The sequence below is a fragment of the Streptomyces sp. NPDC005931 genome (assembly GCF_042871235.1).
In the GTDB taxonomy this organism is placed as follows: Bacteria; Actinomycetota; Actinomycetes; order Streptomycetales; family Streptomycetaceae; genus Streptomyces.
In genome coordinates, this window is the sequence record NZ_JBIAIG010000021.1 from 16,137 (window position 1) to 28,866 (window position 12,730).

The following is a 12,730-nucleotide window of genomic DNA, read 5'->3' on the forward strand; positions in this document are numbered from 1 at the left end:
GTACATGATGAGGGCGCCCGTGCCGGGGCCTCCGGGCGGCATGTCGGCAGAGGCTATCGGATGCCCGAGAGCGCGCGTTCACCACCCGTTCGGCGGACGGATCGGCGCGGTTCGCCCGTCGTCCCTGCCGCGATCATCATCGGGGATCCGGGGCCCGGCCCACAAACCACGTCGACGGACCCCCGCATCACGCATCACGCATCACGCATCAACGCATTCACGGAGAGGGCATGGGCGGCACGGGGAGCATCCCGGCCGCCCGGTCCGCTCGGCACGGGTCGGCATAGGGTGGGCCACCATGACATGGCTGATCACCGGCGGAGCCGGTTACATCGGGGCACATGTGGCGCGGGCCATGGCGGATGCCGGGGAGCGTGTCGTCGCGCTGGACGACCTCTCGACCGGGCTGCCGGCGCGGTTGCCCGCCGACGTCCCGCTGGTCAGGGGCTCGTCGCTGGACGGCGAGCTGCTCAAGCAGGTGTTCGCGGAGCACGGGGTGACGGGGGTGGTGCACCTCGCCGCGCGCAAGCAGGTCGGGGAGTCGGTGGCGCAGCCGACCCGCTACTACCGGGAGAACGTGGGCGGCCTCGCGACGCTGCTGGACGCGGTCGCGGAGGCCGGGGTCCAGCGGTTCGTGTTCTCGTCGTCGGCGGCCGTCTACGGCGACCCCGGGGTCGATCTCATCACGGAGGACACGCCCTGCGTCCCGGTCAACCCCTACGGGGAGACCAAGCTGGCCGGGGAGTGGCTGGTCCGGGCGGCGGGGCAGGCGCACGGCATCGCGACGGTGTGCCTGCGCTACTTCAACGTGGCCGGCGCGGCGGCGCCCGAGCTCGCCGACACCGGTGTGTTCAACATCGTCCCGATGGTCTTCGACCGGCTCACCCGTGGCGAGGCACCGAGGATCTTCGGCGACGACTATCCGACGCCGGACGGCACGTGCGTGCGCGACTACATCCACGTCGCCGACCTGGCCGAGGCCCACCTGGCGGCGGCCCGGCGCCTGTCCGCGGGCGACCTCACCGGGGACCTCACGGTGAACATCGGCCGCGGCGAGGGCGTCTCGGTGCGCGAGCTGATCACGGTCATCGGCGAGGTCACCGGTGACACCCGGCCCCCGGTCGTGGAACCGCGCCGCCCCGGCGACGCTCCGCGTGCGGTGGCATCGGCCACCCGGGCCGGGGAGGCCCTCGGCTGGACGGCACGCCGCGACGTGCGCGAGATGGTGGAGTCGGCCTGGCGGGGGTGGCAGTTGCACCGCGAGGCATGAAGCACGGGACGGGCCGGCCGGGGCGGACTGCTCCTCCCCCGGCCGGGCGCTCGACCGGGCGTGGCCGTCCGGTCCGAGCGGCTGGAGCCCCCGCGGCGGCCCGCACGCCGCCCCTCGCACGCCAGCCGACCTGGGCAACGTTTCCCCAGGTCACGGCACATGACAACGGTGTTCAGTGCCGCGTTGCCGGATCCCCCGCGGCCGTAGTTGACTGTGCTCCGGACGGGTCACGGAAGGGCGGGCTGTCATGGGGGCTGGGCACGATCACGGGCACGCGCACGGCGCGGCCGGCCGCGGCACCGCGGCTGCGGCGTACCGCGGCAGGCTGCGGGTGGCGCTGGCGATCACGCTCGGCGTCATGGTGGCCGAGATCGTCGGCGGCGTGCTCGCCGACTCCCTGGCGCTCGTCGCGGACGCCGCCCACATGGCGACGGACGCCCTGGGCCTCGGCATGGCCCTGCTGGCGATCCACTTCGCCAACCGCCCGCCGAGCGAGCGCCGCACCTTCGGGTTCGCCCGCGCCGAGATCCTCGCCGCCCTCGCCAACTGTCTGCTGCTGCTCGGCGTCGGCGGCTACGTGCTGTACGAGGCGATCGAGCGGTTCGTCACCCCGGCCGCCACCGAGGGTGGGCTGACCGTGGTGTTCGGCGCCGTCGGCCTCGTGGCCAACGTCGTGTCGCTCACCCTGCTGATGCGCGGGCAGAAGGAGAGCCTGAACGTGCGCGGCGCCTTCCTGGAGGTCGCGGCGGACGCGCTCGGCTCGGTGGCGGTGATCGTCTCGGCCGTGGTGATCCTGACCACCGGCTGGACGGCCGCCGACGCCGTCGCCTCCCTGGTGATCGCCCTGATGATCGTGCCACGCACCTGGAAGCTGCTGCGCGAGACCCTGGACGTCCTGCTGGAGGCGGCCCCGAAGGGCGTCGACATGGCGCAGGTGCGGGCGCACATCCTCGCCACGGACGGGGTCGAGGACGTGCACGACCTGCACGCCTGGACGATCACCTCGGGCATGCCGGTGCTGTCCGCGCACGTGGTGGTCAGCTCCGAGGTCCTGAACGCCCTGGGGCACGAGAAGATGCTGCACGAGCTCCAGAGCTGCCTGGGCGACCACTTCGACGTGGAGCACTGCACCTTCCAGCTGGAACCCGGCGGGCACGCGGAGCACGAGGCCCGCCTGTGCCACTGAGGGCGCGTTCCGGCCACCGGCGGCGCGGGGGCCGGCGATTTTCCGTCGGCCGCCGCGGGATCATCCACTGGGCCTTCTCCCGGTGATCGGCCCGCGCCGTCCGCGGGACATGCGGGCGCGCCGGGAAGTGCCGGGAGCGCCGGATTCGTACGGCAGACTTGGGGCGCGAAGACCGATGTGAAGGATGGGTATGCCGATCACACCTGCCACCGCGACGCACAGCCCGTCGAACGGCACCGCAGAGGCGATTTTGCTGGAACTGGTCGACGAGGACGGCGTGACGATCGGCACCGCGGAGAAGCTCGCCGCCCACCAGCCGCCGGGGCAGCTGCACCGGGCGTTCTCGGTGTTCCTGTTCGACGAGCGCGGGCGGTTGCTGCTCCAGCAGCGGGCGCTCGGCAAGTACCACTCCCCCGGTGTGTGGTCGAACACCTGCTGCGGGCACCCCTATCCCGGTGAGGCGCCGTTCGCCGCCGCGGCCCGGCGGACGTACGAGGAGCTCGGGGTGTCCCCGTCGCTGCTCGCCGAGGCGGGCACCGTGCGCTACAACCATCCCGACCCGGCCTCCGGGCTGGTCGAGCAGGAGTACAACCACCTGTTCGTCGGGCTGGTGCAGTCCCCGGTGCGCCCGGACCCGGAGGAGGTGGCGTCCACGGCGTTCGTGACCCCGGCCGAACTGGCGCAGCGGCACGCCCGCGACACCTTCTCGGCGTGGTTCATGACGGTCCTCGACGCGGCCCGCCCGGCGGTACGGGAGCTGACGGGTCCCGCGGCCGGCTGGTGACGAAGTTCTTCTCCCGGGGGTGACGCCTTCCGTCAGAGCGTCGGTGCGGGAGTGAGCGGCAGGGCGGCCCAGATGACCTTGCCGCCGGTCGCGGTGTGTTCGACGTCGCACACGCCGCCCGCCTCGCGGGTGATCTCGCGAACCAGGAGCAGACCGCGGCCGCCGGTGCGGCCGTGGTCAGTCTCCAGGGCGGTCGGCCTGTAGGGGTGGTCGTCCTCGACGGACACCCGGATCCACTCCGCGCCGACGGCCACCTCGACGGCGAGCGTCGGGGACAGCAGCGCCGCGTGCCGCACCGCGTTGGTGACCAGCTCCGAGACGATGAGCAGCAGGCCCTGGACGACCTCGTCCGCGGCCGGCACGCCCTGGCGCCGCAGCAGGTCCCGTACGGCGTGCCGGGCCTGCGGGACGGAGGCGTCGACGGCGGGCGCGGTGAAGCGCCAGACCCCTTCGTAGGGCGGTGGATCCACGGGTCTCGCGTCGACGGAGGACTGCGCGCCCCGCGGGCGTGGGCCGGGCCCGCGCCCTTGGTCGTCCATCGTCCGGTCGCCACCCTCACGCTCGGTTGTCACCACAGGTCGAGTGTTGGTAATGATCCGCTCCGCACCCAAGGCCTGAACACAAGTCAGCGGATATCGAGCGTTTCCGACCGTTGGCGTATGACACGGTCGACTGCAGGACCGTTTCTGTCCGCCTTGTGCCGTCTCGGCGAACTATTCGGGTTGTACGGGTTTGACGGTGGTTCCCTCCGGCCCCGCCCGCCCCTCCCGCGCCTCCCGGGCGGCCTGCTCCTCGGCCAGCCGGCCGGAGACCACGCCGACGATCCGGCGCCCGCCGTAACCGGTGGCGATCAGCCCGAGCCCGTCGAAGAGCAGGGCGAGGGAGAAGAACGTACCGATGACGTACTGACTGCTGCTCGGCCAGGAGGCCAGGACGAGGGCGCCCAGGAGCAGGCCGAAGGCGCCCTGCACCAGCGTCCAGCCGAACTGCGGGCCGCGCACGACCAGGCTGCCCACCAGCCGGAACACCCCGCCGGTGAGGAACAGCAGCGCGGCGAACATGGTGAGCGCCTCGGCCGCCGCCTCCGGGGTGCGCAGGATCACCACGCCGGCCGCGATGTTCAGCGCCGCCACCACCACACCGAGCCAGAAGAAGTTGCTGTCACGGGCCTGGACCGCGTGCGCCAGACCGACCACACCGCCGATCAGCAGCAGCCAGCCGAACAGCAGCATCGAGGTGAGGGTGGCCACCCCCGTGTAGACGAGACCGACCAGTCCCGCGACGACCAGGATCACGCCGAGCACGGCGAGCAGGCCGAAGCCGCGGTTCATCCTCGCCGCCTCGCCGTGCGGTGCGCCGGGCCCGGCGGTCGAGGCGGACTTGGCGGACTTGGCGGACTTGGCGGTCTTGGCCATGGGTGCCTCCTCGGTCCGTTCCTCCTCCCCATGTCCCCTTCGTCCGCGGGTCCTAACGCCGTGCCCGCCGCCCGCCGCCCACTGCGCCGGACCCGGCGGATAGCATCCGGCGCATGGAGCCGCAGCTGCTGCACACCGTCACCGACTCGGTCGCCACCGTCGTCATCCGCCATCCGGCGAAGCGCAACGCCATGACGGCGGCGATGTGGGCCGCCCTGCCGCCCCTGCTCGACGCACTGGCGGCCGACCGGTCGGTACGGGCGCTGGTGCTCACCGGCGAGGGCGGGACCTTCTGCGCCGGGGCCGACATCTCCACGCTCCAGGGGTCGCCGGTCCAGGCCCAGCGGCTGGCCGTGGCGGCGGAGGAGGCGCTGGTCGCCTTCCCCAAGCCGACGCTCGCGGCGATCCGGGGCCACTGCGTGGGCGGCGGGGCGCAGCTGGCGGCGGCCTGCGACCTGCGGTTCGCCGAGGAGGGTGCGCGGTTCGGAGTGACCCCGGCCCGGCTCGGGATCGTCTACCCGTCCTCCTCCACCCGGCGGCTGGTCTCCCTGGTGGGGCCGGCCACGGCCAAGTACCTGCTGTTCTCCGGCGAGCTGATCGACACCGTGCGGGCGCTGCGCACCGGTCTCGTGGACGAGGTGCTGCCGGAGGGCGAACTGGACAAGCGCGTAGCGGAGTTCACCCGGATCCTGGCGTCCCGCTCCCAGCTGACGCAGGCCGCGGCCAAGGAGTTCGCGGACGGCCGCACCGACCGCGACCCCCACTGGGCCGGGCAGGCCGCCGGAAGCGACGACACCGCGGAGGGCGTCGCCGCGTTCCTGGAGCGCCGCGAGCCGCGCTTCACCTGGAGCGGGCCCGCGGCGCGGTGAAACCGGCCCGGCGCGTGCGCCCGCTCCCCCGGCCACGCGGCCCGTGCATGGTGCAGCGTGCACGAGGTACCCGGTATCCACCGGCCGAGCGGCCGGGGAGACGAAAGGGGAGTCACGTGTTCCGTGCCATCGCAGATGTCCTGCGCCAGATCGGCGGCGCCGTCGCCACCGTCGTGACGCTGCCGTTCAGGGCGCTGTCCCGGCTGTTCGGCGGTGCCTCGTCCTCGGCCCGCGGCCACCGCGCCTGACGCCGATCGGACGCGCCCCCGGCGAGTCGCCGCCCTGATCCCCGATCGTCGGTGTCACCTGCCACAATTGCCGCGCAACCTCAGTGCAGAAGGCGGGTACGGGATCGTGACGACACCCCTCACAGGGTCCATCGAAGGCAGGATCGCCGAGGAGCTCGGCGTACGGGAGCGGCAGGTCGAGGCCGCCGTGGAACTGCTGGACGGCGGTTCGACGGTGCCCTTCATCGCCCGCTACCGCAAGGAAGCGACCGAGATGCTCGACGACGCGCAGCTGCGCACGATCGAGGAGCGGCTGCGCTATCTGCGGGAGCTGGAGGAGCGTCGCACGGCAATCCTGGACTCGGTGCGCGAGCAGGGCAAGCTGACCGACGAGCTCGAGGCGCGCATCCGGGGTGCCGAGACCAAGGCGCGCCTGGAGGACATCTACCTTCCGTACAAGCCCAAGCGGCGTACGAAGGCGCAGATCGCGCGAGAGGCGGGACTGGAGCCGCTGGCGCAGGGACTGCTCACCGACCCCGGTGTGGAGCCCCTCGCCGCGGCCGCCGCGTTCGTGGACGCCGACAAGGGCGTCGCCGATCCGCAGGCCGCCCTGGACGGCGCGCGGGCGATCCTCACGGAGCGGTTCTCCGAGGACGCCGACCTGATCGGCGAGCTGCGCGAACGCATGTGGGTGCGCGGGCGGCTGGCCGCGAAGGTGCGTGAGGGCAAGGAGGAGGCGGGCGCCAAGTTCGCCGACTACTTCGACTTCGCCGAGCCGTTCACCGCCCTCCCCTCGCACCGGGTCCTGGCGATGCTGCGCGGTGAGAAGGAGGAGGTCCTCGACCTCGTCCTGGAGCCCGAGGAGCCGGCGGACGGCCCCTCCTCCTACGAGGGGATCATCGCCCACCGTTTCGGGATCGCCGGCCGCGGGCGTCCCGCCGACACGTGGCTGCTGGACACGGTGCGCTGGGCGTGGCGCACCCGGATCCTGGTGCATCTCGGCCTCGACATCCGGCTGAGGCTGCGGACCGCCGCCGAGGACGAGGCGGTACGGGTGTTCGCGGCCAACCTGCGCGACCTGCTGCTCGCGGCCCCGGCGGGCACCCGCGCCACCCTCGGTCTGGACCCCGGCTTCCGCACGGGCGTGAAGGTCGCGGTGGTGGACGCCACCGGCAAGGTCGTCGCCACCGATGTGATCCATCCGCACGTCCCGGCCAACCGGTGGGACGAGGCGATCGCCAGGCTGGCGCGGCTCGCGAAGGAGCACGCGGTCGAGCTCGTCGCGATCGGCAACGGCACCGCCTCCCGCGAGACCGACCGGCTCGCCGGTGAACTGATCGCCAGGCACCCCGAGCTGAAGCTGACCAAGGTGATGGTGTCCGAGGCGGGCGCCTCCGTGTACTCGGCCTCCGCCTTCGCCTCGCAGGAACTGCCGGACATGGACGTGTCGCTGCGCGGCGCCGTGTCGATCGCGCGGCGCCTGCAGGACCCGCTGGCGGAGCTGGTGAAGATCGACCCCAAGTCGATCGGTGTCGGCCAGTACCAGCACGACCTGTCCGAGGTGAAGCTGTCGCGTTCGCTGGACGCGGTGGTGGAGGACTGTGTGAACGGCGTGGGCGTGGACGTCAACACCGCCTCGGCGCCGCTGCTCGCCCGGGTCTCCGGCATCACCTCCGGGCTCGCCGAGAACATCGTGGGCCACCGGGACGCCAACGGCCCGTTCAGGTCGCGCGGCGAGTTGAAGAAGGTGGCGCGGCTCGGCCCCAAGGCGTTCGAGCAGTGCGCGGGCTTCCTGCGCATCCGCGGCGGCGACGACCCGCTGGACGCCTCCAGCGTGCACCCCGAGGCCTACCCGGTCGTGCGGCGCATCGTGAAGAGCTCCGGTCAGGACGTGGCCGCGCTGATCGGCAACACGGCGGTGCTGCGTTCGCTCAGGCCGCAGGACTTCGTGGACGACACGTTCGGTCTGCCGACCGTCGGCGACATCCTCAAGGAGCTGGAGAAGCCGGGGCGGGATCCGCGTCCGGCGTTCCGGACCGCCGCCTTCAAGGAGGGCGTGGAGAAGATCTCCGACCTGACCCCCGGGATGATCCTCGAGGGTGTCGTCACCAACGTGGCCGCCTTCGGGGCCTTCGTCGACGTCGGGGTCCACCAGGACGGTCTGGTGCACGTGTCGGCGATGTCGAAAACGTTCGTCAAGGATCCGCGGGACGTGGTGAAGCCGGGCGACATCGTCCGGGTCAAGGTCCTGGACGTGGACATCCCACGCAAGCGGATCTCGTTGACGCTCCGGCTGGAGGACGAGGCGGCCCCGCAGGGGCAGTCGGCGCCCGGCGAGCGCCGGCAGCGCGGCGGGCGTCCGCCGCAGCAGCGCCAGGGCGGTCGCGGGAACGGCGGTGGCGGCGGGCGCGGCAACGGCGGCGGCGCGCGTCAGGCGCCCGCACCCGCCAACAGCGCGATGGCCGACGCGCTGCGCCGCGCCGGGCTCGTCGACCCCGGGAACGGGCGGCGCTGACCCCGCGCGGTACGCCGCGTGCGCACACCGGGTCCGGCTCTCCGTCGTGTTGGCGGGGTCCGGGCCCGGGCCGTTCCGCAGGGGCCCGGCGGCGCCGACGCCACCGGTCCCGCCCGGCGCCGCCGACCGTGCGACGGTCCGGCGGTCGCCGTGTCAGCGCTCGGTCACCTTGCCCTCGGCGACCTCCAGGCGGCGGGTGACGCGGACCGCGTCGAGCATGCGGCGGTCGTGCGTGACGAGCAGGAGGGTGCCCTCGTAGGCGTCGAGGGCCGACTCCAGCTGCTCGATGGCGGGCAGGTCGAGGTGGTTGGTGGGCTCGTCGAGGACGAGGAGGTTGACGCCCCGGCCCTGGAGGAGGGCGAGGGCGGCGCGGGTGCGTTCGCCCGGGGAGAGGGTGGCCGCGGGGCGCACGACGTGGTCCGCCTTGAGGCCGAACTTGGCAAGGAGGGTGCGGATCTCGGCCGGTTCGGTGTCCGGGAGGGGTGCGCGGAAGGCGTCGAGCAGGGTCTCGGGGCCGTGGAACAGCGCGCGGGCCTGGTCCACCTCGCCGAGCAGGACGCCCGAGCCCAGTGCGGCGTGCCCCGCGTCCAGCGGGACGCGGCCGAGCAGGGCGCCCAGCAGGGTGGACTTGCCCGCGCCGTTGGCCCCGGTGACGGCGACCCGGTCCGCCCAGTCGATCTGGAGGGTGACCGGTCCGAGCGCGAAGGTACCGTGCCTCACCTGCGCGTCGCGCAGCGTGGCCACCACGGCCCCGGAGCGCGGGGCCGCCGCGATCTCCATGCGCAGCTCCCACTCCTTGCGGGGCTCCTCGACCACCTCCAGGCGCTCGATCATGCGCTGGGTCTGGCGGGCCTTGGCGGCCTGCTTCTCACTGGTCTCGCTGCGGAACTTGCGGCCGATCTTGTCGTTGTCATTGCCGGCCTTGCGGCGGGCGTTCTTCACGCCCTGGTCCGTCCAGGCGCGCTGCATCCGGGCCCGGTCCTGGAGCGCTGCCCGCTTGTCGGCGTACTCCTCGTACTCGTCCCGGGCGTGCCGGCGGGCCACCTCGCGCTCCTCCAGGTAGGCCGCGTAGCCGCCGCCGTAGAGGTTGATCCGCCGCTGCGCCACGTCGAGTTCGAGGACCTTGGTGACGGTGCGGGTCAAGAACTCGCGGTCGTGGCTGACCACCACGGTGCCGGCGCGCAGTCCGGTCACGAAGCGTTCGAGGCGCTCCAGGCCGTCCAGGTCCAGGTCGTTGGTGGGCTCGTCGAGGAGGAAGACGTCGTAGCGGGACAGCAGCAGGGAGGCGAGTCCGGCCCGGGCCGCCTGGCCGCCGGACAGCGAGGTCATCGGCTGGTCCGGATCGACGGCCGGGCCGAGGCCGTCGAGGACCTCCTCGGCGCGCTCGTCGAGATCGGCGCCGCCGAGGGCGAGCCAGCGCTCCAGGCTGGTCGCGTACGCGTCGTCGGCGCCCGGTGCCCCGTCGACCAGGGCCCGCGTCGCCTCGTCCATGGTCCGCTGGGCCTCGGTGACGCCGGTGCGGCGGGCCAGGAACGCCCGTACCGTCTCGCCGGGGCGGCGCTCGGGCTCCTGCGGCAGGTGCCCGACGGTCGCGGTCGGTGGGGAGAGCCGCAGCTCGCCCTGCTCGGGTGCGGCGAGACCGGCGAGCAGGCGCAGCAGCGTGGACTTGCCCGCACCGTTGGCGCCGACCAGGCCGATCACGTCGCCGGGGGCGACGACGAGGTCGAGGCCGCTGAACAGGGAGCGGTCGCCGTGACCGGCGGCGAGCGCCTTGGCGACGAGGGTGGCAGTCATCAGGGGGCCGATCCTAACGGCCGCCGCGGGGCGCGCGTGCGCCGGTGCGCACCGCCCTTCTCACCTCTTTACGCCCCCCTTCCCGCCTGCCTCAGCGCCCCACGGCCGTCACCAGCACCGTCCCGGTGGTGCGGGCCACGAGGTACGACCCGCCCCGCACCGCTTCGGCATCCAGCGGCACGCGGTGGCGGCCCGGTTCCAGGACGGTGTCGAGGAGTTCCCGCGTGCGGAGGCGGGACAGGCGGTCCAGGCGGTACGCGGTGAGGCGGACCCGGCAGGCGGCGGTGACCTCGATGTCCGCGGCGCCGTCGGTGGCGGTCAGGGCGGTGAGGCGGCGCTGTGCGTCCCGGCCGCGGTCCAGGGCGTGTTGGGTCTGGGCGACGAGCAGCGGGACGATCGGGGCGAGGCCGTCGACGCAGGGCACGTCGGTGCCGGCGGCCTCGAAGGCGCGGCGGACGGCGGCACGCTCCGGTGCGGGGACGGATCGGCCGAAAACGACGGCGCCGTAGGAGCGCAGTTCGTCGGCGGGGACACCGTCCGCGTCCCGGGCGATGTCGGCGCCGACGCCGATGGTGCGCAGGGCCGCCGCGAGTCTGGCGAGCAGGGCGACGCGGGGGCCGATCAGCAGGACGCGGTTGCGGACCGCCGGGGGGCCCTCGTCCAGCAGCGCGGTCAGGGCCGTGCGGTACTCGGCGCCGCGGAAGCGGAACGGGCCGACGCCGCGGTAGCCGTTGAGTTCCAGGTCGGCGTGTTCGTCGGTCTGCCAGGCAAAGTCCCGCCAGACGAAGTCCTCGCCGTCCCGTTCGATCACGGCGGTCACCGCGCCGCAGCCCAGGTCCTCGCACTCGGGGCAGGCGTAGACGATGTGGCGGCCGGAGCGCAGGGGCGGCTCGGCCTCCAGGAGCAGGCTGCGCACCTGGGCGATGAGGACGGCGGGCGGGACGTCGGAGGCCAGCGGGGAGACGGCGTCCAGGTCCGACAGGCGCAGCAGCAGGGGGCACCCGTCGACGACGAAGTCGACGAAGTCCCGGTGGACTTGGTAGTGACCGTCCGCCAGGACTCCACCGGCCCGCATCGCCGGTGCCAGGCCGAAGGTCGCGTACTCGGCAGACATGCCGTGAGTATTCCCGCAGCGGGACGGATCCGAGCACGGCGTGTCATGCTCGGTTAACGTCCCCCTGTGAAGACAGGAACCGGGCAGGAACGCGGTGTGGTCGTGGTCGGCGGCGGGATCGTCGGGCTGACGACGGCGGTCGTCCTCGCCGAGCGCGGGGCGCGGGTGCGGCTGTGGACACGGGACCCGGCCGAGCGGACCACGTCGGCGGTGGCGGGGGCGTTGTGGTGGCCGTACCGGATCGAGCCGGTCGCGTCGGCGCGCGCCTGGGCGCTGCGCTCCCTGGAGGTCTACGAGGAGCTGGCGGCGCGGCCGGGGGTCACCGGCGTACGGATGGCCGAAGGGGTACTGGGCGAGACCCGGGTGGACGAGGTGGGCTCGTGGGCCGCGGCGCGACTGCCCGGGCTGCGGGCGGCGACGGCCGGGGAGTATCCGGCCGGGTCGGGGGTGTGGGCGCGGCTGCCGCTGCTCGACATGCCGGCCCATCTGCCGTGGCTGCGGAAGCGGTTGGTGGCGGCCGGCGGGGTGGTCGAGACGCGTACGGTGTCCGGTCTCGCGGAGGCGGACGCGCCGGTGGTGGTCAACTGCACGGGGCTGGGGGCGCGGGAACTGGTGCCGGATGCCTCGGTGCGGCCGGTGCGGGGGCAGTTGGTGGTGGTGGAGAACCCGGGGATCGACACCTGGACGGTCTCCACGGGCGCGGACGGTGAGATGGCGTACTTCTTCCCGCAGCCGGGGCGCCTGGTGCTGGGTGGCACGGCGGAGGAGGACGCCTGGTCCCTGGAGCCGGACCCGGCGGTCGCCGAGGCGATCGTGCGGCGGTGCGCGGCCCTGCGCCCGGAGATCGCGCACGCCCGGGTCCTGGAGCACCGCGTGGGACTGCGCCCCGTCCGGCCGACGGTGCGTCTGGAACGCGAGCAGTCGGAGGACGGACGCCTCCTGGTCCACAACTACGGGCACGGCGGCGCGGGCGTCACGGTGGCCTGGGGCTGCGCGGAGGAGGCGGCGGGGCTGGCCGGGCTGTGAGCCGGGGGTACCCGGCCCGCACCGCCTGCCGGGGGTACCCCCGGCAGGCGGTGCCGGTGCCGACGGTCAGTGCTTGCCGATCGGGTCGCCCTCCACGTCCGGGCCCCGGCCGGGGCCGATGCGCAGTTCGAACTCGCCGGCGGACTTCCGGTGCCCCTCGATGACCGCGAGTTCGACGGCCTCGGAGCCCATCTCGCCGCGCACGATGAGCGGGTCGCGGCGCAGGTCGCGCATCAGCGCCACGCACATGAGGATCATCACGACGACGAACGGGGCCGCGGCCAGGATGGTGAGGTTCCGGAGGCCCGTCAGCGCGTCGTCCTGGCCGCTGCCGACGAGCAGCATGATCGCGGCCACGGGCACCGGTGACCATGCCCCAGAAGACGACGACCGGGCGGCCCGGTTCGAGCGCGCCCCTCTGCGAGAGGGTGCCCATGACGGTGGAGGCCGCGTCCGCGCCCGAGACGAAGGAGATACCGACGAGGACACGACGACGGTCGGGCCGGCCACGAACACGAACACGAACACGC

At 73.6% G+C, this 12,730-nt stretch carries 11 protein-coding genes and 1 pseudogene; 7 read left to right on the forward strand and 5 right to left on the reverse strand.

Annotated features, from left to right (window positions below):
- Nucleotides 1-298 precede the first annotated feature (298 nt).
- The 3 genes from galE to idi all read left to right on the forward strand — a co-directional run bounded on the left by galE (nt 299) and on the right by idi (nt 3,240).
- Nucleotides 299-1,270, forward strand: a complete 972-nt coding sequence (galE, locus tag ACFYOV_RS31230) for a UDP-glucose 4-epimerase GalE (protein ID WP_389093512.1) — start codon at nt 299-301, stop codon at nt 1,268-1,270.
- A gap of 247 nt (nt 1,271-1,517) precedes the next feature.
- A complete protein-coding gene (locus ACFYOV_RS31235; protein ID WP_389093515.1) occupies nt 1,518-2,456 on the forward strand; it encodes a cation diffusion facilitator family transporter in 939 nt (312 codons plus the stop codon).
- A 190-nt stretch (nt 2,457-2,646) separates the two neighbouring features.
- The gene (gene idi / locus ACFYOV_RS31240; RefSeq protein WP_389093518.1) at nt 2,647-3,240 is read left to right on the forward strand and encodes an isopentenyl-diphosphate Delta-isomerase; all 594 of its coding nucleotides are present in this window, start codon (nt 2,647-2,649) and stop codon (nt 3,238-3,240) included.
- Nucleotides 3,241-3,272: 32 nt separating this feature from the next.
- On the opposite strand, the gene ACFYOV_RS31245 is transcribed toward idi, so the two are convergent.
- Together ACFYOV_RS31245 and ACFYOV_RS31250 are read right to left on the reverse strand one after the other, a co-directional pair.
- A complete protein-coding gene (locus tag ACFYOV_RS31245) occupies nt 3,273-3,779 on the reverse strand; it encodes an ATP-binding protein (protein WP_389093653.1) in 507 nt (168 codons plus the stop codon).
- A gap of 174 nt (nt 3,780-3,953) precedes the next feature.
- Nucleotides 3,954-4,571 carry an HdeD family acid-resistance protein gene (locus ACFYOV_RS31250; protein WP_389093656.1) on the reverse strand — a complete coding sequence of 206 codons (618 nt, stop codon included), beginning with the start codon at nt 4,569-4,571 and terminating at the stop codon, nt 3,954-3,956.
- 197 nt (nt 4,572-4,768) lie between these two features.
- On the opposite strand from ACFYOV_RS31250, the gene ACFYOV_RS31255 reads away from it, so the two are divergent.
- From ACFYOV_RS31255 to ACFYOV_RS31265, 3 genes are all read left to right on the forward strand, one after another.
- Complete coding sequence (locus ACFYOV_RS31255; RefSeq protein WP_389093520.1) at nt 4,769-5,524, forward strand: enoyl-CoA hydratase/isomerase family protein; 756 nt, start codon at nt 4,769-4,771, stop codon at nt 5,522-5,524.
- A 116-nt stretch (nt 5,525-5,640) separates the two neighbouring features.
- On the forward strand, nt 5,641-5,772 hold the full coding sequence (locus ACFYOV_RS31260; RefSeq protein ID WP_389093523.1) for an LPFR motif small protein: 132 nt from the start codon (nt 5,641-5,643) through the stop codon (nt 5,770-5,772).
- A 106-nt stretch (nt 5,773-5,878) separates the two neighbouring features.
- Nucleotides 5,879-8,266: a Tex family protein gene (locus ACFYOV_RS31265; RefSeq protein WP_389093526.1), complete on the forward strand. Its 2,388-nt coding sequence runs from the start codon at nt 5,879-5,881 to the stop codon at nt 8,264-8,266.
- 153 nt (nt 8,267-8,419) lie between these two features.
- Here the strand turns inward: ACFYOV_RS31265 and ACFYOV_RS31270 are convergent, their stop codons facing one another.
- Together ACFYOV_RS31270 and ACFYOV_RS31275 are read right to left on the reverse strand one after the other, a co-directional pair.
- A complete protein-coding gene (locus tag ACFYOV_RS31270) occupies nt 8,420-10,060 on the reverse strand; it encodes an ABC-F family ATP-binding cassette domain-containing protein (protein ID WP_389093528.1) in 1,641 nt (546 codons plus the stop codon).
- Nucleotides 10,061-10,151: 91 nt separating this feature from the next.
- Nucleotides 10,152-11,174 carry an oxidoreductase gene (locus ACFYOV_RS31275; RefSeq protein ID WP_389093531.1) on the reverse strand — a complete coding sequence of 341 codons (1,023 nt, stop codon included), beginning with the start codon at nt 11,172-11,174 and terminating at the stop codon, nt 10,152-10,154.
- A gap of 66 nt (nt 11,175-11,240) precedes the next feature.
- Here ACFYOV_RS31275 and ACFYOV_RS31280 point away from each other — a divergent pair, with 66 nt between their 5' ends.
- Complete coding sequence (locus ACFYOV_RS31280) at nt 11,241-12,200, forward strand: FAD-dependent oxidoreductase (protein WP_389093532.1); 960 nt, start codon at nt 11,241-11,243, stop codon at nt 12,198-12,200.
- A 66-nt stretch (nt 12,201-12,266) separates the two neighbouring features.
- Here the strand turns inward: ACFYOV_RS31280 and ACFYOV_RS31285 are convergent.
- Nucleotides 12,267-12,687: pseudogene (locus tag ACFYOV_RS31285) on the reverse strand (BCCT family transporter); the annotation flags it as partial.
- Nucleotides 12,688-12,730 lie beyond the last annotated feature (43 nt).

Bases quoted from the DNA above. Each gene is read 5' to 3' on its own strand.
- galE (WP_389093512.1), top strand. From the start codon at position 299: ATGACATGGCTGATCACCGGCGGAGCCGGTTACATCGGGGCACATGTG.
- ACFYOV_RS31235 (WP_389093515.1), top strand. From the start codon at position 1,518: ATGGGGGCTGGGCACGATCACGGGCACGCGCACGGCGCGGCCGGCCGC.
- idi (WP_389093518.1), top strand. From the start codon at position 2,647: ATGCCGATCACACCTGCCACCGCGACGCACAGCCCGTCGAACGGCACC.
- ACFYOV_RS31245 (WP_389093653.1), bottom strand. From the start codon at position 3,779: ATGGACGACCAAGGGCGCGGGCCCGGCCCACGCCCGCGGGGCGCGCAG.
- ACFYOV_RS31250 (WP_389093656.1), bottom strand. From the start codon at position 4,571: ATGAACCGCGGCTTCGGCCTGCTCGCCGTGCTCGGCGTGATCCTGGTC.
- ACFYOV_RS31255 (WP_389093520.1), top strand. From the start codon at position 4,769: ATGGAGCCGCAGCTGCTGCACACCGTCACCGACTCGGTCGCCACCGTC.
- ACFYOV_RS31270 (WP_389093528.1), bottom strand. From the start codon at position 10,060: ATGACTGCCACCCTCGTCGCCAAGGCGCTCGCCGCCGGTCACGGCGAC.
- ACFYOV_RS31275 (WP_389093531.1), bottom strand. From the start codon at position 11,174: ATGTCTGCCGAGTACGCGACCTTCGGCCTGGCACCGGCGATGCGGGCC.